Annotated in this window: 24 protein-coding genes; 1 reads left to right on the plus strand and 23 read right to left on the minus strand. The window is 37.5% G+C overall.

Annotation, left to right across the window (positions count from 1 at the left end; all coding sequences use genetic code 11):
* The 23 genes from ABEB31_RS11935 to ABEB31_RS12050 form a co-directional block, all read right to left on the minus strand.
* Window positions 1–471 (minus strand): heme-binding domain-containing protein, encoded by a 471-nt coding sequence (locus ABEB31_RS11935; protein ID WP_347051860.1) that lies wholly within the window; start codon window positions 469–471, stop codon window positions 1–3.
* 1 nt (window position 472) lies between these two features.
* Entirely contained in the window at window positions 473–1,162 is a 690-nt protein-coding gene (locus ABEB31_RS11940; RefSeq protein WP_347051861.1) for a DUF3347 domain-containing protein, read from the minus strand.
* Window positions 1,163–1,191: 29 nt separating this feature from the next.
* Window positions 1,192–2,046, minus strand: coding sequence for a DUF3347 domain-containing protein (locus ABEB31_RS11945; RefSeq protein WP_160374889.1), 855 nt, complete (start codon window positions 2,044–2,046; stop codon window positions 1,192–1,194).
* 149 nt (window positions 2,047–2,195) lie between these two features.
* Window positions 2,196–2,564: a hypothetical protein gene (locus ABEB31_RS11950; RefSeq protein ID WP_160374890.1), complete on the minus strand. Its 369-nt coding sequence runs from the start codon at window positions 2,562–2,564 to the stop codon at window positions 2,196–2,198.
* A gap of 222 nt (window positions 2,565–2,786) precedes the next feature.
* Window positions 2,787–3,005, minus strand: a complete 219-nt coding sequence (locus ABEB31_RS11955) for a hypothetical protein (RefSeq protein WP_163394718.1) — start codon at window positions 3,003–3,005, stop codon at window positions 2,787–2,789.
* Between the two features lie 1,397 nt (window positions 3,006–4,402).
* Window positions 4,403–5,458: a hypothetical protein gene (locus tag ABEB31_RS11965; RefSeq protein ID WP_160374891.1), complete on the minus strand. Its 1,056-nt coding sequence runs from the start codon at window positions 5,456–5,458 to the stop codon at window positions 4,403–4,405.
* A gap of 19 nt (window positions 5,459–5,477) precedes the next feature.
* Window positions 5,478–6,281 carry a hypothetical protein gene (locus ABEB31_RS11970; protein ID WP_160374892.1) on the minus strand — a complete coding sequence of 268 codons (804 nt, stop codon included), beginning with the start codon at window positions 6,279–6,281 and terminating at the stop codon, window positions 5,478–5,480.
* Between the two features lie 28 nt (window positions 6,282–6,309).
* The gene (gene traN, locus ABEB31_RS11975) at window positions 6,310–7,155 is read right to left on the minus strand and encodes a conjugative transposon protein TraN (RefSeq protein WP_160374893.1); all 846 of its coding nucleotides are present in this window, start codon (window positions 7,153–7,155) and stop codon (window positions 6,310–6,312) included.
* 18 nt (window positions 7,156–7,173) lie between these two features.
* On the minus strand, window positions 7,174–8,457 hold the full coding sequence (gene traM / locus ABEB31_RS11980; RefSeq protein WP_160374894.1) for a conjugative transposon protein TraM: 1,284 nt from the start codon (window positions 8,455–8,457) through the stop codon (window positions 7,174–7,176).
* A 4-nt stretch (window positions 8,458–8,461) separates the two neighbouring features.
* On the minus strand, window positions 8,462–8,956 hold the full coding sequence (locus tag ABEB31_RS11985) for a hypothetical protein (RefSeq protein ID WP_347051862.1): 495 nt from the start codon (window positions 8,954–8,956) through the stop codon (window positions 8,462–8,464).
* Window positions 8,957–8,969: 13 nt separating this feature from the next.
* The gene (traK, locus tag ABEB31_RS11990; RefSeq protein WP_347051863.1) at window positions 8,970–9,590 is read right to left on the minus strand and encodes a conjugative transposon protein TraK; all 621 of its coding nucleotides are present in this window, start codon (window positions 9,588–9,590) and stop codon (window positions 8,970–8,972) included.
* Window positions 9,591–9,607: 17 nt separating this feature from the next.
* On the minus strand, window positions 9,608–10,804 hold the full coding sequence (gene traJ, locus ABEB31_RS11995) for a conjugative transposon protein TraJ (RefSeq protein ID WP_347051864.1): 1,197 nt from the start codon (window positions 10,802–10,804) through the stop codon (window positions 9,608–9,610).
* An 11-nt stretch (window positions 10,805–10,815) separates the two neighbouring features.
* The gene (locus ABEB31_RS12000) at window positions 10,816–11,451 is read right to left on the minus strand and encodes a TerB family tellurite resistance protein (protein WP_160374898.1); all 636 of its coding nucleotides are present in this window, start codon (window positions 11,449–11,451) and stop codon (window positions 10,816–10,818) included.
* Window positions 11,448–12,077: a hypothetical protein gene (locus tag ABEB31_RS12005; protein WP_347051865.1), complete on the minus strand. Its 630-nt coding sequence runs from the start codon at window positions 12,075–12,077 to the stop codon at window positions 11,448–11,450. Before ABEB31_RS12005 ends, ABEB31_RS12000 begins: the two co-directional genes overlap by 4 nt.
* Window positions 12,078–12,091: 14 nt before the next feature.
* A complete protein-coding gene (locus tag ABEB31_RS12010) occupies window positions 12,092–12,778 on the minus strand; it encodes a conjugal transfer protein TraI (protein WP_347051866.1) in 687 nt (228 codons plus the stop codon).
* 19 nt (window positions 12,779–12,797) lie between these two features.
* Window positions 12,798–15,269 (minus strand): TraG family conjugative transposon ATPase, encoded by a 2,472-nt coding sequence (locus tag ABEB31_RS12015; RefSeq protein WP_347051867.1) that lies wholly within the window; start codon window positions 15,267–15,269, stop codon window positions 12,798–12,800.
* 30 nt (window positions 15,270–15,299) lie between these two features.
* The gene (locus tag ABEB31_RS12020) at window positions 15,300–15,626 is read right to left on the minus strand and encodes a DUF4133 domain-containing protein (protein ID WP_347051868.1); all 327 of its coding nucleotides are present in this window, start codon (window positions 15,624–15,626) and stop codon (window positions 15,300–15,302) included.
* Window positions 15,586–16,116, minus strand: a complete 531-nt coding sequence (locus tag ABEB31_RS12025; RefSeq protein WP_347051869.1) for a hypothetical protein — start codon at window positions 16,114–16,116, stop codon at window positions 15,586–15,588. Before ABEB31_RS12025 ends, ABEB31_RS12020 begins: the two co-directional genes overlap by 41 nt.
* A gap of 11 nt (window positions 16,117–16,127) precedes the next feature.
* Window positions 16,128–16,466 (minus strand): DUF4134 domain-containing protein, encoded by a 339-nt coding sequence (locus tag ABEB31_RS12030; protein ID WP_347051870.1) that lies wholly within the window; start codon window positions 16,464–16,466, stop codon window positions 16,128–16,130.
* A 137-nt stretch (window positions 16,467–16,603) separates the two neighbouring features.
* Window positions 16,604–17,083, minus strand: coding sequence for a hypothetical protein (locus ABEB31_RS12035; RefSeq protein ID WP_347051871.1), 480 nt, complete (start codon window positions 17,081–17,083; stop codon window positions 16,604–16,606).
* Between the two features lie 279 nt (window positions 17,084–17,362).
* Window positions 17,363–18,571, minus strand: a complete 1,209-nt coding sequence (locus ABEB31_RS12040; RefSeq protein WP_347051872.1) for a hypothetical protein — start codon at window positions 18,569–18,571, stop codon at window positions 17,363–17,365.
* A 99-nt stretch (window positions 18,572–18,670) separates the two neighbouring features.
* On the minus strand, window positions 18,671–19,306 hold the full coding sequence (locus ABEB31_RS12045; protein WP_347051873.1) for a helix-turn-helix domain-containing protein: 636 nt from the start codon (window positions 19,304–19,306) through the stop codon (window positions 18,671–18,673).
* A gap of 549 nt (window positions 19,307–19,855) precedes the next feature.
* Window positions 19,856–20,584, minus strand: a complete 729-nt coding sequence (locus ABEB31_RS12050; RefSeq protein ID WP_347051874.1) for a hypothetical protein — start codon at window positions 20,582–20,584, stop codon at window positions 19,856–19,858.
* 352 nt (window positions 20,585–20,936) lie between these two features.
* Between ABEB31_RS12050 and ABEB31_RS12055 the strand changes: the two genes are divergently transcribed.
* Window positions 20,937–22,610, plus strand: a complete 1,674-nt coding sequence (locus ABEB31_RS12055; protein ID WP_347051875.1) for an AraC family transcriptional regulator — start codon at window positions 20,937–20,939, stop codon at window positions 22,608–22,610.
* Window positions 22,611–22,703: the final 93 nt, after the last annotated feature.

Genomic DNA, 22,703 nt, shown 5'->3' on the forward strand with positions numbered 1-22,703 from the left:
TTAATTTATTTGTGCAAGACTATCGCTTACTTTTTCAATCCAATTGAGCAGCTGTTCTTTCTGAACAGTATTCAGCACTGCATTTTTATGGATAAGCGTATAGGAAGCCAAAGGCATTTCGTTGGCTTTTATCTGCTTGGCAATTCGGTCTAATTTATTTTCCTGTTTTCGTTTGGAATAACTTCCCCATTGGCTAAAATTCAAATTTTCTTTACCCTTAGTAATATGCCCCTCCATGAAAGTACGTGCCGGCTGTATGTAGGAGTACCATGGATATTGCGTGTTGTTGCTGTGACAATCATAACAGGAAGTCTGAAGAATCGTTTGTACATTTTTGGGAATAGGATAGACTCTCGAAATGTGAATTGGTAAAACCTGCCCGTAATCGGAATTTCGGGCAGGCTGATACAATTGCATCAGTAGAAAAATAATTAACCCAATAAAAAGAATTTTTCTGATGAATCGTTTCATTTTACAATTGTTTTTTCATTGATCCGCAGGTAAGCATTTTGGAACCATAGTAAGGGTTTTTTATGTCTTTTGTTTCACTAATCCAGATAGCTCCTTTCCCTGCATCATACATAGGGCAGAAGTCCTGATACAATTTTTGTTCTGACTTGAAAGATTTTATCAAATCATTCATGTCTTTACTGAGCATGGCGAAATGCTCTCTTTGGTGCTCAATATTTCCACCATTAGCTCCAATATGTTGGGCGTGTTCTTTGGCATCATCAGCTATATCAAGATATTCTGTCTTTAATTTCGCATCGATTGAATTGGGATTTACACTATTAAAAATTGTGTATAATGTATTTGCGGCATTTGCGGCACCTTTTGTATCATCTTTGGTTAATGCATTTTTTAGAGACAGGTAATTATTAACGATTTCGTTAATAGAAAATGTTGCCTGAGCAGCCTGGGTTGTTTTTGCTTCTGCGTTTTTTTCAGTAATAGTTTGCTTTACTGGCTCGGTTAATTCCATTGCGCACTTGGAGCATTTGTCTCCTTTTTTTCCTGTAACTTCAGGATGCATGGAACAGGCATACAATTGTGATGCTGTTTCTGTTGCTTCAGAGGTAGTTGTTGCCGCTTCGGTGTTTTTTTGGTTACAAGAAACCATTACTAATGCCATTGCTATAGTGGAAAGAATTACATTTTTCATTTTTATTGTTTTTATTTTTTTTTGATTGATTATTTGATTGTTTCTATAGTTGATCCACAGCTTAACATCTGGGAGCCGTAATACGGATTCTTGATACCGCTTTCTTTGCTGAGCCAATTCGCATCAACCATTGGACAATGGTTATAATAAACCGGTTGTGGCTGATTGGCAGTTTTTATAAGATCGTAAGTGCTTTTCGATAAGTTTTTGAAGGATTCTCTTTGTTTTTTAATATCCTGGGTCTCAGAAATATTTTTTGCATCCGTAGCTAAGCTTTTCATTACATTCATCCATGTGGTATGTTCTTTGGGCTTTAGCTTGTCCATTTCAACAGCATTGATCGCATTAAGAAGCTCTTTGGATTTCATTTTGGCAGTTGTAGCATCTGTTTTCACCAAAGCATCTTTTAGCTCAAAGTAGTTCTCGAAAATGGCTTTAAAGGGACTGTCTTGTTGTGCATCTGGAAGAACTGCGGTTGTATGCTGGGAATGATCCATTTTCTCCATATCCATTTTTGATTCTTTCATTGGGACAGCCATCTTATTTGTTCTTTCATATTGGCAGCATTTTGGAAGTTTTGCATAAGCATCACCAGGAGATAAGAATTGCTCGCTGTCGTATCCCGCTAAGGCAATTCGTTTTAGGATCTCATCTTGATTTGTTTTCTTCTGGTCGTAGGTAATTGCCGCAATTTTGGTGTTTTCATCCCAGTTTACCGATGCGATGTTTTTGATGTTTCCTGCTTTTTCAATAGCAGTTTTGCACATTAGACAATTGCCATAAATTTTTGTGTTTACGGTTTTTGCATTTTTTATAGGTGCACCAAAACTTATGGCTGATAACAATATAGTAATTGCCATCAATGCTTTTTTGATTGTTTTCATTTTAAAATATTTGAAGTGGATAAAGCCTTTGAGAATTAAGCGTATAGGCGAAGTGCATAGACTACATTCTATAAAAGCAAAAAATAAAAAGTAATGAAGCGCAAAGGGCTTCCTTTTTTGACACACTTATGGCTGTCAAAAATGGTGTTTTAGCTTATTTTAGGAATAAGCCAGATGGAATAGAAACCCGATAAAGGTGAGGTTTGGGAATCGGAAAATTTTTGTTTTTGAGAAAAAACACTTATGACATTGTTTTTGAATTCCAGCTCGCTTGTAAAACAGATACCTCCATTACAAACCGAAGCACAGCTGCACATCGAATGTCCGCATTTTCCACCGCAGCCATCATGTTCTTTGCTGCCTGAATGATTTGTTTTGGAACAGCAATTATCATTATCAGCATTAGGGCCTTTTTTGGTACAGGAATGATTTACCTCAATTTTTTCACATGCAAAAGTCACTGCCGGCTTTAAAAATAAGCCCAGCATAACAATTAATATGAGGTGAAATCTGTTCATGTAAAAAATTTAATGAAAACAAAAATACTTATATTATCTTATATTTTAACAAAAAAAATGTTAAAAAGCGCAGTTCTGCAGCGGCAAATTATACTGGATAGGTTAACCTGTTGTACTGCTCATACTCTTGCTAAGGCAATAAGAGGCGCTTTGCCATTTGGGTTAGGGTAAAGGCAATACGTTCAATGAATCTTTTATTGACCTATATGCCCCATATAAATATTATCCGTTTATTTTCTCCTTATGATATTCCTCGAGCCATTTTTCCATTTTTTGCAATAGCTGGATTTCTTTAGGGTTGCCGGCCGGATCTAAAAGGCCCGTTATGGTCCTTTTGTAATTGAATTTCTTGTCCTCAAAAAGGCAGGTGAACTTAGGGAATTCATTGTGGGAGACAAGCCATTTGTTCTGATCGGTATTTGTAATTGTAAATTTTTTCATGTCTAATAATCTCCCCAAAGCTGCCTGCAGGCAAGATTGCTTTTTTTTAGGTTTTTGCTGCTGGATATAAGCGCAAAATTAGCGTATTTATTGCAGTGGTTCAAGTATCTGTTTCAGATCGGGATATTTTTTCATGCCCTTTAGTATTCGTTGATGCAGCCTGATTAATATTAAAGACGGCAGACGAATGTTAGGCCTTATGTTGCAAGTAGCATTTACTGGTAAGCCTATGGGTTTCTTAAGAGTTAATTCACCCGGGTGCTTACTGCTTTTCTACCTGGCTATGTTTGTCCATAGTATCCCAATTGCTTCCCTTTTTTCTTTTATCAAAGACCTGTATGCTGTTGTCTTATTTCAGGAGCAAAGGTAGTCCGTGTCCTGAAGCAAAAGCAAGGCCGGGCCTTTCAGGTTTGCCAAAAAATCTCCACCCATCCGGGTTTTTCAAGCCTATAGGATACTTTTATAATACTTCGTGCTATTGAAAAGCGATTTAGATTGAGGGTTGCTAACAGCATAATTGTGTTTCCGCATATCGTAATTCATATAATGCCTATTTTTGATTATTGGGAATCCTCTTTTGTAATAGCGAAAATAATGCTATCTTTTAGGAGCTTTTCCCGCTATACGTTCCAATCTTTTGTGCCGAACCCCGGCATAAAAGGATTTCCACTGCTATCGGGGCTACGAAAGCTATAAATAGTTAGGGCCAATTTATTATTTATCATTATCTGGGGCACTTCCTGCACATTAATAGAGCTTTTATCTTAGGTGCTTTTAGTCCGTTTCGATTGCAAATTGATTTTTATAAAATGTGATGTAAAATTAAAAGGGGGTATTTTTAGTGTATACCGTATTTTTTTAATATTAGATTTGTGGCAGCGCTATAATTTCACTGTACTTATATTTGATTATTTGATCTGAATAATTCTCAATTACTGAAATAACCTGCTTAAAATAGCTTTGGAACACAATATAGGTTAATATAGTCCCAGAGCCTCTGAAGTAATAGAACGGTATGGATCAATGTTGAAAACAGATAAAATACAGAAAACTTATAATTTGTCTGTTAATTGAACATCATCTTCATTTAATTATAATTTACAGCGGAAAATAAATTGTGCTTCTCTGCTTTCTATTTTTTTTAGGTAAATATTGAATGTAGCCATACTCATGTAATTCCCTAATGCATTTATGGTAGGTGACTGGCCCTGTTATCTTTGCGATCTTCATGATTTCATATCTGTAAGCCTGAACAGGATTGGCAAACCCTTTATCGTATCTGAATTGCAATAGTGCAGCATATAACCCTATATGTGTTATACTGATACGATAATCATTTTCTATAGCCTTGAAGAAGTTGGATAAAGATTTTAAGGATTCCATAATATTATGCTTCATTAATGGACAGGAGAACTATTCCGTAAGGACAGGCTTGGCCTGCTCTGTTCGTTTTCTGCTTTCATTTGTTTTACGCTTCCCAGCGTTTTGTTTCCCAATGCAGCTGCAATTGTTATTTTTCTGGACCGGTCATCAAAAATGTTTACTGATTTATATTGGGGATTTGCTTCAATATAAAATCGATGTTCATTTCCGTCTCGTGCCATAGTTACAGCGATTCGGCTTCCTTGTTTTAAAGAATCTATCCAATTTTGTTCTTCCCTCTTGTCTAAGGTTCTTTTTAATGGCAGCTCCCTTATTACTTTTTCAAGATCATAGCCGTATCCCATGGGGAACTCTTTTATTCGATGGTTGCCCTGGGGATCTTTATCATTGAAATCAAGCTGTTGCCAGGAGGCCTTAATTTGCACCGAGCGGCCGGCTAGTAAATTGTATGCCTGGGTTAGGTCTGCAATTTCATCACCCTGCAGCTTAAAATATTGCTGTCTGTTATTTTCAGGATGTAGTTCATTTTGCAAAGTGCTTTTATACCCTTCCAATTGGTAACGGCCCGAGGTGTCCTTAGAAAAAGAAAGCTGATGATTTATTTTCTCTTTCTCGCTGATGTAATAGGACAGTGGAATACTAAACTTTTCTTGCCCCTCTCTGATATGCTGATTTATTCGGGCAGATAAATCAGGAAAACCGATTCGCTGCATCTTTGCATGCAGCAAATCGATGTTTAGTTCCAATTCTTTTGATTCCCGTCGTGCCAATGCCTGAATAAATAAGGGACTAATAACAAGTTTTCGGAAAAGCCGAACAAGCAGATTGGGATGAAGTAGCTTTATCATCCTTGCGTTTTCTTGTTTTAGAACTCTTAGCGTGAATTGTTCCTCAGTATTCTGTGTTGTTTTATACTTGGCTGCAATTCGCTGATAATCTCTCAGTTTTTCTTTAAGAAGTGACTTGTTATTCGAAAGATTAAATGAAAATACCTTAGTGAAACGATCCTCTCTAAGGCGCCACTGGTTTAATTCCGCCTCTACTCTGTTAACGGGAAACTGCTCGTTCATAACTCAACTTTTTGGTGTGCTACACTGAATTGGATTGATTTTTTCTTTTCTTCTTTCCTTCTTTAGGTAGGTCCGGACCGTCGCCGTCCTCAGCTTGGTTTTGTTTTTTATTTTCCATCTTGATCGTACTTTTTTCCCCTTCAGACTGCTTTTCATTTGCGGACTGACGAGTATCAATGCGTTTCAGATTGATATCATAGACGTTAATAGTCTTAAATTGTGGACTGGCTTCAATATATTGCTTAATCTCATTTCCTTCTTTATGGAAAGTAGCGGATTGCAGGTTTCCCTTTTTCAAAGAATTGATCAGGTCTTCTTTGTATTTTGGGGTTTCGAGTTCTTTAATTGGATGTTTGAAGAGTGCTGCTTCTAAATCATAGCCGTAATTCTGATGGTAATGGTTTAGTTTAAAGTTTCCATTAGCTTCGGATTGCTTAAAATCGATTTGAACCCAAGAATTGTAAATTTCTCCCTCCTTGTTGCTAAGATCTTTATTTACTGATCTGCCTTCCATAAGATTGTAAGCTTCTTTCATGGTTATGTTGCTGCTTTTATTGATATAAAATGTTTGCGCCAAATCTTCCTTGGAATTTTCCTTTTGCATTTCCACTTTGTAAGAATTAAAGAAATACAGGTCACTTTCTTTTGACTTATTAAAATTCAATGTAGCTGCAGCAGTATCATTGCCATATTGCGCATTATGCGTCAAAGTGAAAGTAGGCTCTTCTTTCTGCATTTTTTCTTTTAATTGAGACTCTAATGCATCTCCAAAACCAGTGTACTTTAACTGGTCGCGCAGGTATTCAAAATTTTTCTCGTTCATGATTTCAATTTTTTAATTATTAAATAGTTTATAGTTTGGGAAGTACAGTCACCTGTACCAGTTTTGTATTCTTGACATGTTCTTCTAAATGTCTGCCGCCATTTTTCTCCATTAACTGTATGACTAAATATTTTTTTTCCGGAATTGTAAATTTTGGCAGCGCAAACACAAAGATGTTTTCTGCTTCAGCTTGAATTTTATCAATATCATTGAGGATATAAATGGGCGTAATTTCAATTTCCTGTGAAGCCGTTCGTTTTACTTTTTTAGCATCACGAATAAAAAAACGAATCTGGTCGATATCGTAACTGATTTTAGAATTGTTGGTTACTTTTATCCTGTAGTACATCACCTGCTCACGAATAAAAATCCCGTTGAGCTTAAGGTCAATATCGTATTTACTTTCCTTTTGACCTCGCAGCTTTTTTTTGTCATATAGCGCTAACTTTGAATATTCCTGAATATCCTTCTCATTAGTAATTTCATCTGAAAAATAAATTTCCTGTACATCAGGCTTGGTTTTATTAAGTGTCAGATTCAGCTGTGGAAACTCTTCATTATAGTCCAATACGAAAGAGTAGAGTTTACCATCTGCAGTTACTACCGTAAGATTGGTCTGGAAAAATCCCTTTTGAGCTGCCTTAACCTGAAGGATGTTTTCAAGACCTTTAGCTTTTTGTACCAGTATTTCGGGACTTCCTTTGTCGACACTTTTTATGGCAAAAGGAAATACAATACTCGTCGTTTTTGAATAGGCTATCATTAAAGAGTCTGATTCTGTTTGGAATAAACGGTTTTTACTTGTTTGTTGTCCCAATACACTGATGGTCATAAATAATAGAGGAACCATCAACAATAGTTTTAAATTTTTCATCTGTATCATTTTTAGTTTTTAATTGGAATCTTTTTGTTTCTGTTTTTCATCACGCAGCAGTACCTTATAACCTGCTTTTACCACTACTTTAACCAGTTTTACTTTTTTGCTTAGCAGACTTTTAGCTGCTTCAATTCCTGCTCCCGCTGCTTGAGCTCCCCAGGAATCATCCAATGTTGCAACTCCTAAAGTTTGCATGGAGCGATCAGCCGAAGCTTTGGCGACATCACGATTAATGGCTCCCGGAATGTATATACCGACAAGTCCATCCATATCATAAACTGACAAGTCCACCGGAAATAGGGAGTTGTTGTATCTAATACTATTAATGTTTATTGTTAATCTTTCTCCTTTTAAGGAAGCTGTTCCAAATAAAAAATTGTCTTTTGAAATTTTAATGCCATTTATGAATATGGCGTTCATGAGTCGGAACTTAACTGTTGACCCATTTACAATTGTTTGTGTATCGTGAATCATAGCTTCCACGGCATTCTGCTCTAAATCATTATCTTCAGATTCATCTAAAGCGTAAAAACCATTCTGTTTGTACTGAGAACTTTTCAATGTTTTGTTTTGTAAAGAAGAAACAGGATCTTCATGCTCTTTGGTTGAAATAGTAAAGACTTGTCCACGCTGGGCTTCGGAAGCTTCTTTTAATTTTTCCTGTACCCTACCCGGATGTTGGATATCCAAAATACTCTCCAGCATTCCACCGAGCTGCTGCAGTTCCGGATCCTGACTGTCCTGCTTCTCATTCATTGAGTGCATCATTTGTTCGAGCCTGTCCACATCATTGGAATGTATTGACGTTTCATTTGATTTCGTATATCTTGCATAATCCCTGTTTTGCTCTGGGAGTGATACTGGAGTATTGATTGCTTTTTGCAATGCTTCCAATTTTTGATGCACTTTTTTTTCGTTTGGATCGCGGTAAACGGATTTATTTAAACCATGTTGTTCTTTTCCTGGAGTTACAGCACTACTGTCCTGAGTGGAATCAATCTGAAAGGACTGGCTTAAATAGTTGGGATCTTTTCGGAGAAGTTCATCAAGCTTTGCTGAATCAAGAGCAGCCAGATCGTAGTAATTCATTTTATCGAGCGGAATTCCTTCTTTCAGGTTCGCATTGGGAAGTTTTAGATTAAAACCTTTTTGCTGAGGTTCTGCCGGGTTGGCAGCATCCATTTTTCCACCGCCCAATGCCCAAAATAGGGCAGTCAGAAATGGCAACGCCAATATTGGCAGTATCAGGAGCATCTTGCGATGCTTTAAGGCCTTTAATGATTTTGTGTTTTGTTCCATGATATTAATTTTTAAGATGTGAGTAATAATAATTTTCTAGTATTGTTAAACTGTCCAGAAGTCCGGGACGGTCAGAGACAATACTGTCATACGTTTTTTTTCCTTCCGGACTTCGGCCCAGACTATCCATATATTTCCTAAAACCTTTAATTTTTTCAAATTCTGTTTTACTGATAATTGATTTGAGTTCGACAGGTTTTTCTTTTGTCGTTACTAGATTGGTTGGTTTGGTAATCGGGGTTACTGTTATATTTCTATTTGTATTACCTGAAAAACTATTAACGATCAGGTATATACTGCAAGTAGTTGTAAATACTATAAAACACAACAGAATCACAATCCAGTTAAGACGCGAGAAATGAGCTGTTTTGCGTTCCAGCCAATTGGCACATTTATACTGCAATCGCAGATTAGCCTGGTCAAACTTTTGCCACAGGTTATTTTGAGCAGTTCCAGGAACATCGCTCTTTTTGATATTTCGTTTAAAAGTGAATTTCATGATTGCAGCTTTATTATTTTCTGTTTTCGGTACTTATGTCCCTGTTCTCAATAGTATTCCATCGCTCGATTAAAAAGCCATGGGGATTGTTGTCACTTCTCGATACATTACGAAGGTTGCCTTCTGTTATAAGGTTTCGATGCGCAATACTGGTGGTACGAATGATATTTTGAGTAGCATAACATCGGAATCCATAGGGATAGCGGTTAAGGTCAATAGTCACACTGTCAATCTGTATGGTCTGGCTGACGTTCCCTGATATAATACCGGAGTAGTAACCGTTTTCCTTTAAATCGTCGTAAACCCGTTTGGCACTGTCATCGGCCAGATAAAGCGCCTTTGTTACATTGCTTTTAATGACTTTATCATCCGGGTCAAGTGTAAAAAACAGCTTATGGAACGTTTTTACATGATCCCTGGCCTCCACTGGAATATTATCTTTTCGGTCTGAAGCATAGGCTTCAAGGGCTTTTCCGTTAGCCAGTATATAAACCTTATTTTGCATTTGAGACACCAGTGAGAAACTCTTATAAAGTGAAAAACAGCTAATTATAATACATCCCGTAATGACCAGCAGGGTAAAACCACGAACATGCCGAAAGGCAGTGTCAATATTTTTCATTTTGCTAAACATAAACTTTGAATTTAGGGTTACGATTTACCTTTTAATTTATCAGCCATATAACTATCCCTGTCCTTGAAGTAAGGCGCAGAATTTCCGGAATCTGACATGCTTTGGTACATACGACCGGCAGCATTCCCCATAGCATCCGCTGCCATTGCTGTCCCTTGAGATGTAGTATTGACAATGGAAGTTGTAGAATTACTAAACATACTAGTCACTTTTTGTCCGAGTGCACCGCCACCGCCGGCATGAACAATATAATTGGCAACAGAGGGAACAGTGAAATAGCCTATAATTCCAATAATCATAAAGACCAAGTAGGCAACATCAGTTCTGCTAAAGAAAGTATCTCCATATTCTCCAGCTTGCGCAATATCAATCTTTAGCATATTCTCCTGAATTTTTCCAATGATGCTTCCAAATATGTTAGCCACAGGAAGCCACAGATAGATATTGATGTAACGTGCCAGCCAGACGGTAAGGGTGTGTTGAAAACCATCGAAGACCGAAATGCCAAAAACGATTGGACCTAAAATAGAAAGTACCACCAATTGAAAAGTCCGCAGCGTATCGATGCACAGGGAAGCAGCTTCAAATAATACGCGCAGTACCTCGCTCATCCACTCCTTTACTGAATTTCGGAAATTATAAGAGGCCTTGCTCATGGCAAATTTGATATCATTTCCAATACCATCGAGCATTCCCTGCCCACTTGGATCTGCATCATCATGGGTATAGCGGTACCATTTATCCTGGTCGCCGCTTCCAGTAGAACCCACATACATTTTCCAGGGATCTGTTTCTTTGAGTGCTTCTTCTTTATCTTTAAGCAGTCTTTCAATCGCTTTGTTGGATCCTTCTACCATTGCAGAAGTTGCTGTAACGGTAGGTTTCATGACACCATTTATCATATAGAGGACAGAGGGAAAAATCATAATGCAAAATCCGATAACAAAGGGACGAAAGAGCGGGTAAAAATCTATGGGTTCAGCACTGGCTATATGTCGCCAGACTCTTGAGGCGATATACCAAATAGCTGCAAAACCGGCAAGTCCCTGTCCCACGCCAATCAGGTTACTGCATAAAGGCATCATTTCATCATACAATTTTTCCAGTACACTATGCAGGCCGTTCATGTCTTCAGCAATTCCTTGTGCGTGAATGGTAAATGGCATTATCATTGCAAAAAGAGCAAGTAGTAATGGCTTACTTATCTTTATCATAACCGTTAGATTTAATTATTTAGCTTATAAATACTGCGCATTGCGCGGGTATCATTGCGCTCTTTTGCACGCTGCAGAGCCAGTACCGCAGTATTATTGTTGAAGTTTCTCAGGAATAAAAGTTTGTCCTGCATATCGGCATATATTTTGTCAATAGAGGCCAGCCTTTCATCATCTGACATTCGCATTTTATTTGCGGTAATCACAGAGGTCAGTTCATCAAGATTTCTGAGGCTTTGCTTAAAAAGATTATCGTACACCTTTTCGAAATATTCAATTTCTTCAGCATTGAAATTTTTACTGTCCCTAAAGCGACTAAAAGCGGACTTGTATTCTTTTACCAGCAGCACCTGATAATTCACAATGTCGCCAATACGCCTGTAATTCTTAACTGTGGGACTGACTTGCATCAGCGCATCAAGAAATGTTTCATGAAGGCTGAAATTCCCTTCAGACAAATCCTTTACCGTATTATAACCTCCATTAAGTATTTCATAGCCCTTTTTCATATCCTTTAGAATCTGTTTGAACTGGGCCAACTTCTCTATGTTCAAAATCAATTGTTGGATTTCCTGTTTTTGGGCTGTTATCTGCGATGGGAATAAGAGTCCCATAAATACCATTCCTGTAATCAGTAATTTTTTCATGGCAAATCAGTATTTATGCCGTTTAGGTCACGGCTGTTTTTTGCTTCTTGCAATTCGGCTGCTCTCGATACAGCCAGGATTTTGGTTTCATTACTGAAGCTCTCAGAGAAAGCATAGTTATCAAGCATACTCTGGTAAATCGTATCGATTCGTTTCATTCGCTCATCGTCTTTCATTTCTAACTTTCCGTCCGTAACGATTGTCAGTAGCTCATCCAGATGGGTATCACAGTTTTTGAGTAGCCTTTCAAAGACCCTTTTGATATAATCGACCTCATCTCCGTGAAACAAATCATCCTGCCGGATTTGCTGGTGTAAACTCTTGTAGCTTTTGAAGATTTTTATCTGGAGACCTATAATTTCCGTTACCCTGGCATACTTTTTTATTTTGGGATTGACGACCTTGAGCGAATTCAGGTAATCGGTATGAAGATTAAATTCTCCACGTTTGAGATCTCCTATGGTATTGAGTCCTTTTTTGACTGCGGAATAGCCTTTTTGGGCATATCCGATGTAGACCTGCAGGGCTACTATTTGCTCTAAAAGCATCCTTTGCTGTTTGGCCTGTGCCTGCAGATTCCCTGCACATAGTGCCGTAAAAAGCACTAGTAAGAATATTTTTCTCATGATTTATTGGTTGTTTACGGAATTCCGTAAAATTGTTTAACGGATTTGACATCATGTTCTGTTTTGGCCCTTTGAAGACTCAGTAGTATGTTCTGCCTGTTAAAGAGTGTCAGGTCATCATAATTGGCATCAATCTGATCTGCAGCAGCATTTATGATCTCCAGCCTTTTGGCATCACTCATCTGTGTGGTGAAAGAATCCAACACAAGGAAAATCTGATCAATGTTTTTTAAGCTTTCATCAAGTATCCCCGAATACACACTTTGCATATAATCCAGTTCGCTGGCCTTAAAATGAGCATCCTTTTGAAACAAGCTCCAGGCTCTTTCGTATTCATCTACCAAGCGAACCTGCTTTTCACTGATATCTTTGATTCGCTGGTAATAGGTAATAATGGATTTAACTTTTGCCAGTTCCTCATAATAATTCTTATAGAGTTCTTTTTGTTTCTGGGTCCAATCGGAAATCTCATCCAGCTTTAGTTTGGAGAGGATATTTTCTATTTTTTTCTGTGCATTCTGCAGCCAGATCGTTTTGTTCTGCAATTTTTGGATCCTAAGGTCAATAGCCTTAATTACCTTTTTGGCAACTGCTCTTACGATTTCCAAAATAGGTATTGCCGCAACTGTTGCCGGTCTTGCCGGAGTGCTGATCAGTAAAAAGCACAACAGGCAAATCATGATTTTCTTTTTTGTTTTCATAATTATTGTTGTTTTGTTTTCATAATTTTTCTGCTCTTAGATCATTGGCAAGTGCTGCAATGCCTTTTCTGATATCACCATCAAATTTCTTTGCATACCCCTGTACTTTTACTTTTTCGGTTTCTTCGGTTGTGTAGGCGTAATACTCCTCAAGGGATACCTCGGTGCGGTATACTTTAGACTGCATGCCCCCAAGGGAGATAAACACTTCTTTGTATTTCTTATCAGGATCATTGGCTTTGTTTACAGATAGTACGAGCGCCTTTTCTTTTTCTGTAAGCCCAAGCAGTTCCTGAATCTGCTCGAATTTGTTTTGATACTTGCTTTGGTCCAGTAATATCTTGCAGTCACTGTTATTGATAATAGCCTGTTTAACGACAGGAGAGGATATAATATCTTCTACTTCCTGGGTGACTACTATGGCTTCTCCAAAGAATTTACGCACAGTCTTGAATAAATACCGAATATATTCGGCCATTCCTTCCTTGGCAATAGCTTTCCAGGCTTCTTCTATCAGGATCATTTTACGCACTCCCTTAAGCTTGCGCATCTTACTGATAAAGACTTCCATGATGATGATAGTCACCACTGGAAAAAGTATCGGATGGTCTTTGATATTATCAAGTTCAAATACAATAAATCGTTCTTTTAACAGGTCCAGATTCTCGGTAGCATTGAGCAGGTAATCGAATTCACCTCCCTTGTAGTAAGGACGCAGTACATACAGAAAATTGTTTACATCAAAATCCTTTTCCTTTACCTTGTCACCTTCCAATATGGATACAAACTCATTTTTCAGAAATTCATAAAAGCTGTCAAAGCAGGGAAACAAATCAGAATTGCTGTCTAACTTTTCATAGTACAATTGAAGCGCATTGGACAGTGCAACATATTCACTGCGGTTGAATGTCTCATTGTCTTTTTTCCAAAGTGCTAATAACAATGTTTTAATACTTTCTTTTTTCTCGGTATCAAGCAAGTCGCCTTCACTGATATAAAAGGGATTAAACCGAATAGGGTTCTTTTCATCGTAGGTAAAGTAGTAGCCCTTTACCATATCACAGAGTCCCTTGTAGCTGTGTCCCACATCCACAAGTACAACATGGGTTCCCTGCTCATAATAGCTTCTGACCATATGGTTGGTAAAAAAGGATTTACCGCTTCCTGAAGGCCCCAGTATAAATTTGTTCCGATTGGTACAAATCCCCATCTTAACAGGTTCGTCACTAATATCAACATGGACCGGTTTTCCAGTCAAACGGTCTCCTAATCGAATTCCAGTCGGACTAAGGGAAGAACAATAGCCCGTTTCCAGATTCAGGAAGCATGTCGCTTGTTCTGTGAAGGTATCAAAGGTGTCGTTCATTGGGAAATCTGCGGAATTCCCGGGAATTCCTGCCCAGAAAATTTGCGAGGCCCCTACCGTTTCCTGTTTAGCCGAGGCATCCATCTGGGCCAGTGCTGAAGAAACTTTGTTTTTCAGGTCTTTGAGTTCTTCTTTATTATCGGTCCAGATCAGTACATTAAAATGAGCTTTTACAGGCAGTCGCTGCTGGCCTATAGCCTCGTTAAGAAAATCATTTGTAGCATCCCGCGCTATCAGGTTCTCCCTGCTGTAGGCTGATAAGGATTGCAGGCGTAGTCTTTTGCTTTCGAGCTTTTGCAGTGTTTTCTGGAAATCTTCTATAAAAATGTATTGGTTGTATATATGGTTGCAGGAAAGTAATTGTCCCAGAGTGGAAGCAAATCCGATGCTGAACTTGGTCTTATCAGTAGAATACCGGTCGTAATTAATCCTGGAACCGCATAAGGCAGGAAGATCAGCTGCATCTCCCAATGTGTAAATCTGACAATGTTTGTCACCAACCTGCAAACCGTCATCAAAAGCGATATCTTTAAAAACAAATGAGTTTTGTTTTTCAGACAGAAAACAATATTGCTCTATTATTCCGATCTTTCTGCTGTGGCTTCTGAGCTCATCGTTTCCAAGACGGGTAATTTTTACAAAACCACTGTCTTCCAATATGCGTCTGAATTGCCCGGTACTGTCTATAAAATCCTGGCGCAGTTGCGCTTTTAAAGTTTCTTCCGGGACAAGGGATGGTCTTAGTAGATTCGAAAATAAGGAGCTGGATGTTTTTCTCCCTGCCGGTTTTTTGGTCAGGAATATATAACAGGAATGATCCAGAAAAGGACGTTCATTAAAAAAACGATCACTGCTTCGGGTCAGAAAACTCGAATCTTCACTGGTGAAATCAGGCTCAAACCTGCTATCGATAAACCAGTCCTGTTTATGTAAAACAGTGAACTTAGGCAGTAGTTTTATGGCTTTCAGCCATGCCTGGTGGAATGCCTCATATTCCTGATCCGACAGGGTAAATATCTCAGGCAGTTCCGCTTTGAACACCACTGTAACATCTCCCTGTTTGGATAGGATGCAGTCGTGCTGCACATCCATTATCGGTAAAATATCATCTATCATCTTTTCCATCTTCATCTTATTTACCAGTTTATTGTACTATCAAATGTTTTTCTGCATTTGAAATATTCTCCTGCTTTGTGTTCTCACTGCACTGGGAATCTGCCGTTTTGCCAAAGTTTTCATGAGTCCGTACTCGCCGTATTTGTGACTCATCTTATATATCTTAAGCACCCATAGCGTACCTGAAATTCCAATGACAGCGATACAGAGAAAGGAGGGCAGCCCCGCTATGTACATTGCGGCAAAAAGAATCATCAGCAGTATAATGCCGCCGCCTAAATACCAGATGTATTGCGCTTTTAACCCTTTGAATTCTATACTTTGATTAATCCCTTTGTTGATTTGGTATACGCTGTTTGACATCATTTTTGCTTTTAAAATTATTTGAGCTATATCCTGATTTCGATAAGCTGTCGCTTTTCTGAAGCCTGTTTAGATAGCCCGTTATTTTTGGGATCAGCATATTTTTGAAGTTGGGATCTGTTAGACTTCCTGCTGTAAAACCATTTGTTTCAAATAATTCACTGCAGGCGCCCATAAGGTTCAATACTTCATAAGTGAGAGTCCCCGAACGGGTAAAATCCACGTAGGTGTCCTCAAATTCTTCAAAGAGCAGCGAGCGCAGGTATGTAAATCGGGAGGGCTTTAGCTCGGCAGTAAGTACATTAAGGCATATTTCTTCAATGATCTCCCTAGGGGTGTACTCGGAGGCCATCTCGTCTGCCAGGGCAAGGACGCTTTTTACTTTCTGGTCAAGATATTCCGTAACGCTATATTGTTCCTGCAATTTGTACATCAGCTCAGGATTGTTATGAATGATGTACTCCCACAACTTTTCTTTGAGAATGTTTTCCATGATTGCCCATTTTAAATTCCAAAGAAAGATTGGATAACGGTTGCTACAACAACCAGAAACACGCAGCTGCCAAACCACGCGGCAGCCACTTTTCCGGTATCAGGATCGCCGGCGTTCCATTTTTGATATACTTTTACCGCGCCGATTAAACCCAGAATTGCCCCAACGGCATACATAAGTTCGGTTCCCGCATCGAAATAGCTTCTGACTTTCTCATTAGCCTCATTGATCCCGGCAAGTCCGTCTTGGGCATAACTGTGATAGTTGATAAATAACAGCAGAAAGTGCAGGGTAACAATAATAATTTTTTGTTTCGTTGATTTTCTAAAATTCCAGCTCCATTTTTTCATAACGCATTATTTTAAAGTTCAAATAATCAGATAAAAAACGGAGGAGCTGCCGCTGTCACAATTCCATTTCCATTGTCACATAAGCCATACCGCACAGGAATGGACAGGGGATTTCCTCCGTAATATTTTTGAATTTCCTAACCCCATAAAGCTTCAGCTTCTGGTTGGGTTACGATGGAATATCCGAATTTGTTACATTCTTGGACTATCAGTTCACTTATTGAGGAACTAAAAGAGGAATCTCTAATTAAGGGATACTGCTGAAGGACGGATTTTAGCCTATAGGCAAATTCCTGTTTGACAAGTTTTGTTTTGGCCGCATCGGCAATAACAGTTTTCAAGTGATCAATTAAGGCATCGACCTGTGTAAATGTGGTATCAAATTCTTCTGAAGAAGAATCTGTTGCCATAGTTTTTGGTAAATACGGTGTATTTAATTGGGATTCGAACTCCTGATAATTATCTTTCTGGAATCCGTGAAATTTTAGTTTTCTTTTACCTGCAGCGATTTCTTTAAGGTCATTAAAGTAAAATCGTACTCCAACAAATAGGTACCAGCCCGCTGTTAAAAGAACAATCACAACTATGTAATTGTTCCATGAAATGTTTGTAAACATACGCTCTTCATTTTATCGTTCGACATTAGTTCTCATCATCCTTTCTGATTAATTTTTCAATACGGATGTTCATCATTACAGGGCAAAGGAACGATAGTCAAAAAGGTGCTACAAGTCCAGCTTTTTGTTGTACCCCTGCTGGACTCCGCTGGACTCTCTGTAAAACCGGGAGAAAAAAAATGAAAAAATTTTAAAAAAAATAGAAGCCTCCCTGGGGGAGGCTGATTTTTAATTGGGTAAAATGTTTTGAAAATTGATTAGAATTATAATAAGATCAATTTAATATTCTTTTATTTTTTTAATCATTTTTTCAAGTGTCTCTATTGCTATTTCCTTATCCCGGTCCTCTGCCACATAAGCTTTGCTTCGCATCGAATCATAGGAGAGGAAATCCTTATTAGGGGTCGATAAATAGGGAACGATTGTCTTGAATAGCTGATTCATTGATTTTGAAATTAAGATGTCCAGCTCACCCGATGCCCTTAGAATCAGCGCTGTTTGATCTGTTGACAATCGGCAGAGAACCTTCTCACTTTTGTTTTCTGCTATAGTGGGTGCAGGCTGTTTATGAGCTGTAGAGGTAGAGGATGTTGAGGTACTGAGCTGCTGTTTTTTTTCTTGAAAGATTATTTCCTGTTCAAACCAGTCTCGCAGTATTTTCTTTAGACTTTGACAATTGGGATACAAAGCCACGCCTTCAATAGTACTGATTTGATTGAATTCTTTGAAGTAAAAAAGCAGGGATTCCATTCTATCGTGCATTTGTTCAAAAGCATCAATTTTATTTGAAATGGTCTGCGTGAAATAGTTGATAAAAATCTTGCTGTTAAAATTCATATAAATCAATAATTCTTTGAGGCTCATATTAGCGGCATCTTTACTGTAACTGTGCGTTAAAGATTCTAATTCCTTTACGAGTAGTTTTTGGTAAAGGATTTCCCGAAAAGTAATTTTCTTTTTCTTTTTTGGACTGGCAAAACAATAAAGTGTGTTAAAGACAATATCGACCAATACCTTTTCCTGAGTTTCAAAAAACAGACTGTTTCTGAGTTTGTCAAGCCTTTGCTTCTGCTTTTTATTGGATGTAGTCAGGTAAGATGCAGGAATTCTCGAATCTAAACTCAAAAAGCGGTTAAATCTGGACTCTATAAAAGTCAGTAATTCATCAAGTGATGACAGCAATGCAGTGACAACTTCCTTTACATCATCCCGCTGTAGATGCATGGTGGCATTTATGGCGATAAGTTGCTCCCATAGGTTAATTAGGGCTGAATGGTAATTTTTCACAAGCACTTTAATATGCTTTTCTCTGTTAAGCGAAAAAACCTGAATGGTAAGCTGGGTCTGGATTAATTGTGTTTGCTCTATAGCTTTATTAATTATTGCTTTGCACTGAAGGGATGTCAATTGATTAACATCATTTTTTTTCGGGTTTAGATGTAAAGTAACAACCGAATCCAGCCACTCTAAAAGATAGGTTTGAGTCATGTCTTTAATTTTTTAGTAAATACAGCTCTATTTCTGAATTCAGGTGTCCTTAAATCAATTTCTTCAAAGCATTTTTAACGGTTAATTTTTTGTGCAACTTTAACGAACATTTAATCTTATACGATATTCAGAGGGCGACATTGAAGTATGTCTTTTAAAAAAAGTACTGAAAAAGGAGGTATTGGCAAATTGAAGTTCTTCAGAAATGTATAAAATGGTTAAATCATTATTTTGAAGCAATATTTTGGCTTCCAGGATTATTGCATTTTCTATACATTGTTTTGCAGTTATCTCGGTAACTTGTTTTACAATTTTGGTAAGGTGGCCGGCAGAAACATGCAGAGAATCTGCATAGAATTTTACACTGTGCTGTTTTCTGCAATTGAGTTCTAATAGCCGGAAAAAATGAACTACCAATTTTTCAGTACTGGAATGTTTTACATGATTGTACCAGGATGATATATAATAAGCTCTGGCAAGTTCGTATAGGAAAAGATTAAAACTTAAAAGTAATGTTTCCCTTTTATAGATATGTTTGTTTGAGCTTCTCACCTTGCTGCGAACCAATTTAAGTAAATCGATTAGAGGCATTATATCTTTGTTCTTAAGAAAAATTTTGGAAACATATTGTGAAATGAAATATTCAAAATATCCAACATGCGGCCATCTTATGCTGTTCTCCAAAGCGAACTCTGAGGTAAAGGAAAGTAGGCAGATCTGCAATTGATGGCTCATTATCAAAATTTCACAGTTCGACCTCTTAGGTATGACGATCACCTCATTTATAAATAAATGGATTTTTCTGTTGTTAATTTGTATGCAGACGGCCCCTGAGTTTATAATTAGGACTGTAAACCGGTCCATTATAAGTAATTCCTTAAAAGCAATTCTCGAGTTGAATGTTTTAAAGATATAGACCTGAATGCCTGAAGGGTTATATTTTGATTTCCGTGATGCCAAAATAGATGCTTTATGATTTTTAATTTGTATGTATAGGAAGGAAAAGAGTTTGTTTCTTGTATGTATTGGCTGTTTAATTTTTAAATAATCTGGACATGAGTATGACGCAGACAAAAAATAAATTTGACATACCATTTACAAAAAACAGAAACGCTAATTTGCGGGAAGAATCACTTTGTATGCCTCCCTCTGTCAGATGGCCTGATATTTCATCATAGACTAAAAGATCTATGATGAAATAAAGGCAGATAAGATTGAAAAGGATCAAAAAAACACAGTATGCGTACTGCAGTTTTTTTTCAGCCAACTCCGTTATATACATGGCTACGGCGTTTGTAGATTTTGAATCATAATTCCGGCTACAGTTGATCTCTTAACTGCGGCAAAGGAATTGGCAACAGCACCCTGCACAGCTCCAACGCGATTTCCAACTGATGTTTCCCAATCTTTATCCTTGCGTTCCCGGGTATAGTATATGGCATATCTTGTAATGGATGAGGTGGTCAGAATAATCCTTTTTTCCTCATTGCTAAACTGGGAATTGGACATAACAGAAGCCTCAAATGAAATGATGGACTGATGAATAACGCTATAATCATTGACCTGCCATAAAAGCATCGAGGCCATAAAACTGGAAAGGCAGTCCTTTGCAGTACTTGTCATAGGTGAATTTGCAATTGCCTGCTCTAATTCTATTTGGGGATTATCAATAATCTCCTGTATGTCACTATGGATTATAGGGGAGCTTGTTTCTAAACTAAACAGATCATTATTCAAAGCTGAAATAGAATCGACTTTCTGGCTGACTTGTGCAATTGTGCTGCAGGTATGGTATCCTGTCAAGTAGGCGTCCAGGATGTCATTGTGTATTTTGCCCGCTATATCATAAGGGTTAGCCGTGTTTTCGGGATTGAGTCCGGTAAGCATTTTTCCTGCTTTATAGGATTCATCTTTAGCAGTGCTATTTTCTAAATTTTCAGTACTCTCAATATTCTCACTTGTACAGGAAGCTAGGAGTGATGTGATGATCACTAATGATAAAAGATTTTTCATGATAAATTTGTTAAATGTAAAGACTGCTTTTTCGCAGTCAGTTCATTTCACCCGGGTTAGCAGAACTTTAATCGGGCACCTTGCCCAATATTTTTTGCTTTTGAATTCATGACAAATCTATAGGCAGAAATCCAGCCCCGCAAAACATTATGTGTGGATTTCCGGTAATTGGGATATGGATTTTCCGCAAATCCACACATGATTTTTTGTATTAAATATCTTGACTATCAATATATTACGTTATATTTGAGGCTCTTTTTTCGCATTCGTTACATTATCCTTATCGAATTGCGTTTTTTTCCTGTAAAACTGTATTTTGTGTTTAATTAGTGCCCTAAATTTAATTAAGCTTATGATCAAAAAGTATCTCTTATTAGTTTTTCTTTGTTTTGGAGTTCAATTTTATGGCCGTGATTTACATCCTGAAATTCTCGATACGTTGCAGTCAAAAAGTTATGATTATCTTTTTGAACGCATTGAAGCCGAAGCTGAGGATAAATCAAAACAAGCTTATTATCTAAGGTACTTTCTCACTAAGGCAAATAAGGAGGGAAATGCCGATGAAATCGTAAATGGCTATAAAAATTATCTGCACTACGCGACCGATAAATTAAAACTCATATATGCTGACAGTATGATTTTTGCTGCCAGGCGGTCGAAAGACAATGCACTGATTGGCTCTGCTTACCTTTCCAAAGGAATTGTTTACTACGGTCAGAAAAAGCATAAATATGCTCTTGATAATTATCTGATAGCAGATAATTATATTTCTAAAACCGCCGACAAATACCTAACATATAAGGTTAAGTACAACATCGGAAATATAAAATACTATCTTGGATTTTATGACGAGGCAATTTCTCTTTTTAGTGAGTGCAGGGATTTTTTTAAAGGCAAAAATGAAAGGGCGTACCTTAATTCATTGCATTTGCTTGGCTTGTGCTATAATAAAATTGGCAATTATGGTCTATGTTCTGAAATAAACGGGAAGGGTCATGAGGAGGGGAGAAGACTGGAAAATAATGATATGAGAGATTACTTTATTCATTCAGAGGGAATCAATCAGTATTTTAAAAATAATTATGGTACAGCGATCCAAAAAATCAATCAGTCACTTCCATCCATATATAAAAACAAGGATTTTGGAAATATCTCTGTTGGATACTTTTACATTGGTAAAAGTTATTGGGCGCTTGGAAAACCCGAAATGGCATTGTCCTATTTTATGAAAGTTGACCGGATTTTTGATGATAAGCAATACATACGCCCGGACCTCAGGGAGAATTACGAACTGATAATAAAATATTATAAGTCTAAAAAGGACCTGTCCAAACAGCTTTTTTATATTGAAAAGTTGCTTAAAGCAGACAGTGTACTGGATAACAATTTTAGATATCTTTCAAATAGGGTACGTAAAGTATATGATACCAATATACTGGTAAAAGAGAAGAAAGAGATTCAGGACTCTTTTAATAGAAGGAAGCATAATGACCTTATTTTTACGGGTATAACTGTACTATTATTTTTAATTGTTTTGTTCATGGCCTACAGGCATATCAGAAATAAGAATATTTACAGACAGAATTTTGAAGAGGCAATGAAGCAAAACGGTTCTGCCCCGAAGCTGGAAGTAAAAAATGGGCATAACGGAATTGATGATATCCATAAAGATACGGTTGCACTTATACTAAAGCAGCTTGAGAAATTTGAAAGAAATCAAAAATTTCTTGAAAAAGATCTGACTTCAATAAAACTTGCCGCAGTATTCAAATCCAACCCTAAATATTTGTCAAAGATTATTTATCATTTCAGGGGAAAAAAATTCACAAACTACATAGCGGATCTGAAGATAGATTATGTAATCTCCTTATTGAAAGAGGATCCTAAAGTGAGGAAGTATTCCAACAGGGCATTGGCAGAGGAGGCTGGTTTTAGCAGCACGCAAAGATTTGCACAGGCATTTTTTGCAAAAGCGGGATGCCCAACGTCTTATTTTATTAACGAGCTTAATAAGATATCGGAGTAAAATATATTTTTAACAAGCAACTCGGGAAAAAATTGCGATCCGGTCGATTCAGTAATAGCTTTTATTTTTTCTTGGAAAATTAGGGTCTATGGT

Origin of the sequence: Flavobacterium olei, assembly GCF_039749035.1 — a bacterium.
In the GTDB taxonomy this organism is placed as follows: Bacteria; Bacteroidota; Bacteroidia; order Flavobacteriales; family Flavobacteriaceae; genus Flavobacterium; species Flavobacterium olei.

What these genes read in the sequence shown, in the direction of transcription:
- traJ (WP_347051864.1), bottom strand. Translation starts at nt 10,804, where the DNA reads ATGATAAAGATAAGTAAGCCATTACTACTTGCTCTTTTTGCAATGATA.
- ABEB31_RS11955 (WP_163394718.1), bottom strand. Translation starts at nt 3,005, where the DNA reads ATGAAAAAATTTACAATTACAAATACCGATCAGAACAAATGGCTTGTC.
- ABEB31_RS11935 (WP_347051860.1), bottom strand. Translation starts at nt 471, where the DNA reads ATGAAACGATTCATCAGAAAAATTCTTTTTATTGGGTTAATTATTTTT.
- ABEB31_RS12005 (WP_347051865.1), bottom strand. Translation starts at nt 12,077, where the DNA reads ATGAGAAAAATATTCTTACTAGTGCTTTTTACGGCACTATGTGCAGGG.
- ABEB31_RS12030 (WP_347051870.1), bottom strand. Translation starts at nt 16,466, where the DNA reads ATGAAAAAATGGAGCTGGAATTTTAGAAAATCAACGAAACAAAAAATT.
- ABEB31_RS11940 (WP_347051861.1), bottom strand. Translation starts at nt 1,162, where the DNA reads ATGAAAAATGTAATTCTTTCCACTATAGCAATGGCATTAGTAATGGTT.
- ABEB31_RS12055 (WP_347051875.1), top strand. Translation starts at nt 20,937, where the DNA reads ATGATCAAAAAGTATCTCTTATTAGTTTTTCTTTGTTTTGGAGTTCAA.
- ABEB31_RS11965 (WP_160374891.1), bottom strand. Translation starts at nt 5,458, where the DNA reads ATGAACGAGCAGTTTCCCGTTAACAGAGTAGAGGCGGAATTAAACCAG.
- ABEB31_RS11970 (WP_160374892.1), bottom strand. Translation starts at nt 6,281, where the DNA reads ATGAACGAGAAAAATTTTGAATACCTGCGCGACCAGTTAAAGTACACT.
- ABEB31_RS12025 (WP_347051869.1), bottom strand. Translation starts at nt 16,116, where the DNA reads ATGGAAAACATTCTCAAAGAAAAGTTGTGGGAGTACATCATTCATAAC.
- traN (WP_160374893.1), bottom strand. Translation starts at nt 7,155, where the DNA reads ATGAAAAATTTAAAACTATTGTTGATGGTTCCTCTATTATTTATGACC.
- ABEB31_RS12045 (WP_347051873.1), bottom strand. Translation starts at nt 19,306, where the DNA reads ATGAGCCATCAATTGCAGATCTGCCTACTTTCCTTTACCTCAGAGTTC.
- ABEB31_RS11985 (WP_347051862.1), bottom strand. Translation starts at nt 8,956, where the DNA reads ATGAAATTCACTTTTAAACGAAATATCAAAAAGAGCGATGTTCCTGGA.
- ABEB31_RS12000 (WP_160374898.1), bottom strand. Translation starts at nt 11,451, where the DNA reads ATGAAAAAATTACTGATTACAGGAATGGTATTTATGGGACTCTTATTC.
- ABEB31_RS11945 (WP_160374889.1), bottom strand. Translation starts at nt 2,046, where the DNA reads ATGAAAACAATCAAAAAAGCATTGATGGCAATTACTATATTGTTATCA.
- ABEB31_RS11950 (WP_160374890.1), bottom strand. Translation starts at nt 2,564, where the DNA reads ATGAACAGATTTCACCTCATATTAATTGTTATGCTGGGCTTATTTTTA.
- traK (WP_347051863.1), bottom strand. Translation starts at nt 9,590, where the DNA reads ATGTTTAGCAAAATGAAAAATATTGACACTGCCTTTCGGCATGTTCGT.
- ABEB31_RS12020 (WP_347051868.1), bottom strand. Translation starts at nt 15,626, where the DNA reads ATGATGTCAAACAGCGTATACCAAATCAACAAAGGGATTAATCAAAGT.
- ABEB31_RS12050 (WP_347051874.1), bottom strand. Translation starts at nt 20,584, where the DNA reads ATGAAAAATCTTTTATCATTAGTGATCATCACATCACTCCTAGCTTCC.
- ABEB31_RS12035 (WP_347051871.1), bottom strand. Translation starts at nt 17,083, where the DNA reads ATGTTTACAAACATTTCATGGAACAATTACATAGTTGTGATTGTTCTT.
- traM (WP_160374894.1), bottom strand. Translation starts at nt 8,457, where the DNA reads ATGGAACAAAACACAAAATCATTAAAGGCCTTAAAGCATCGCAAGATG.
- ABEB31_RS12040 (WP_347051872.1), bottom strand. Translation starts at nt 18,571, where the DNA reads ATGACTCAAACCTATCTTTTAGAGTGGCTGGATTCGGTTGTTACTTTA.
- ABEB31_RS12010 (WP_347051866.1), bottom strand. Translation starts at nt 12,778, where the DNA reads ATGAAAACAAAAAAGAAAATCATGATTTGCCTGTTGTGCTTTTTACTG.
- ABEB31_RS12015 (WP_347051867.1), bottom strand. Translation starts at nt 15,269, where the DNA reads ATGGAAAAGATGATAGATGATATTTTACCGATAATGGATGTGCAGCAC.